The sequence below is a fragment of the Nocardia farcinica genome (genome assembly GCF_029867845.1).
In the GTDB taxonomy this organism is placed as follows: Bacteria; Actinomycetota; Actinomycetes; order Mycobacteriales; family Mycobacteriaceae; genus Nocardia; species Nocardia farcinica_A.
The window spans coordinates 1-2,017 of record NZ_JARWRU010000188.1 but is presented as its reverse complement, the minus strand read 5'-3'; the positions used below and the strand labels follow the sequence as shown (position 1 = coordinate 2,017).

General features: G+C 72.8%; 2 protein-coding genes and 1 pseudogene. All 3 read left to right on the top strand.

Annotation, left to right across the window (positions count from 1 at the left end):
* Positions 1-19 precede the first annotated feature (19 nt).
* Positions 20-487 (top strand): annotated as a pseudogene (locus QH283_RS03875) (LytR/AlgR family response regulator transcription factor); the annotation flags it as partial.
* An 88-nt stretch (positions 488-575) separates the two neighbouring features.
* Positions 576-908 (top strand): hypothetical protein, encoded by a 333-nt coding sequence (locus QH283_RS03870; protein ID WP_280501641.1) that lies wholly within the window; start codon positions 576-578, stop codon positions 906-908.
* A 10-nt stretch (positions 909-918) separates the two neighbouring features.
* Positions 919-2,017: sodium:solute symporter family transporter (locus tag QH283_RS03865; protein ID WP_432420652.1), on the top strand; the 1,099-nt coding region annotated here is incomplete at its 3' end.

The following is a 2,017-nucleotide window of genomic DNA, read 5'->3' as shown; positions in this document are numbered from 1 at the left end:
AATCCAAACCCTCATATAGCCGCTGCGGGCGCGTTGCCTGTCCGTGGGGGTCGGGCCATTGGGGCTGGCGGGGGCGTGCGCGCGCGCCGATGCGCCGCGTCAGGACCCCAACGAGGTGATCCCGGTGGAACTGGGCGGGGTCACCACGCTGGTGCACCGGTCGACGGTGAGCTGGGTGGAGGCCGACGGCGACTACGCCCGCCTGCACACCACCGCGGGTTCGCACCTGGTGCGGATTCCGCTCTCGGCGTTGGAACAGCGTTGGGAGAACGCCGGTTTCCTGCGTGTGCACCGCTCCTATCTGGTGGCGCTGCGCCTGGTCACCGGGCTGCGCACGGTCGGAAGCAGCACCCTGGTCTGCCTGCGCGGTGAGGGCGAGGCCGCGGCGGTCGAGTTGCCGGTCGCCCGGCGGCAGGTGCGCGAACTCAAGCAGCGGCTGGCGCTCGGACCGAGGACGCCGCGCCCGAGGGGCGGGCAGAGCAGATGAACGCGGCGCACCAGCCCGCGGCGAGCGGCGCCGCGATCCGCACCCGGGTGCGCCGGTGACCGGCCCGGCGAAGCCGCAGCGCGTGCGGGTGGTGCTGGCCGGCAGGCGGGGCGCGCGGCGCATGCCGACACGCGGGGAGATGGTGGAGCAGACCGAGATCGGCGAGGCGCTGATCGACGGGCTCGTCCGCGCCCAGCTGGGGCTGGCGGTGCGCTGCGCGCTGGTGACGGTGCTGGTGCTCGGCTCCCTGCCGTTGCTGTTCACCGCCACCCCGCTCGGCTCGGTGCGGGTGGCCGGGATCGCGCTGCCGTGGCTGGTGCTCGGGATCGCGGTGTATCCGGCGCTGCTGGCCGTGGGCAGGCTGTACGTGCGCTGGGCCGAGCGCAACGAATCCGACTTCCTCGACGTCACCGGGGACTGAGATGGCGCCGGTGACCGATGTGCGGGCGCAGGCGCTGATCGTGGCGGCGCTGCTGCTGGCGGCGGTCGCGACCGTGGCGATCGGCGCCTACGGGGTGCGGCTGGCGCGCACCACCTCCGACTTCCTGGTGGCCTCGCGTAGCGTCGGGCCGCGCTGGAACGCCGCGGCCATCTCCGGTGAATACCTGTCCGCCGCCTCCTTTCTCGGCGTGGCCGGGCTGATCGCCAAGTACGGCGCGGACGCGTTGTGGTATCCGGTGGGGTTCACCGCGGGCTATCTCGGGCTGCTGATGTTCGTGGCCGCGCCGTTGCGACGGTCGGGCGCCTACACGGTGCCCGATTTCGCCGAGTTCCGGCTCGGTTCGCCGACCCTGCGCAGGCTGGCCGCCGTGGTGGTGGTGCTGGTGTGCGCGGTCTATCTGATCCCGCAGTTCCAGGGCGCGGGCCTGACTCTGCGCATCCTGCTCGGACTGCCGGGCTGGGTGGGCGCGCTGGCGGTCGGCGCCATCGTCATCGCCAATGTGGCGGGCGGCGGGATGCGCTCGATCACGCTGGTGCAGGCCTTCCAGTACTGGCTCAAGCTCACCGCGGTCGCGTTGCCCGCGCTGGTGCTGCTTGGTCACTTCCTCGGCGCGCCACGCGAGATCGGCACGCCCGCACCGCCGGTGGTGGCCGAGGCCACGACCGTCGAGGTCAGCACCGACGTGCTGGTGCGGGTGCAGGCGGCACAGCAGGTCGTGGTGAACGGCAGATTGGACGGCGAGCAGGTCGACGGGACGGTGACGCTCACGCCCGGTACGCACGAGCTGGCCGCGGACACGGAGCTGGTGCTGCCCGCGGGGGCGACGGTGCCGGTGGTCGAGGGCGCGCCCGCCGACGGCGCGAGCTGGTTGGAACCCGGCGGCGGGCTCGGCGGCCCGCACCCGACCTACCAGGTGTTCTCCCTCATGGTGGCGACATTCCTCGGCACCATGGGACTGCCGCACGTGCTGGTGCGCTTCTACACCAATCCCGACGGCAGGGCCGCTCGCACCACCGCGCAGGCCGACATCGGCCTCGACGGCCTCTACAACCTGTACCCCGACCTGCACCGCCACAACTCCCGCCACA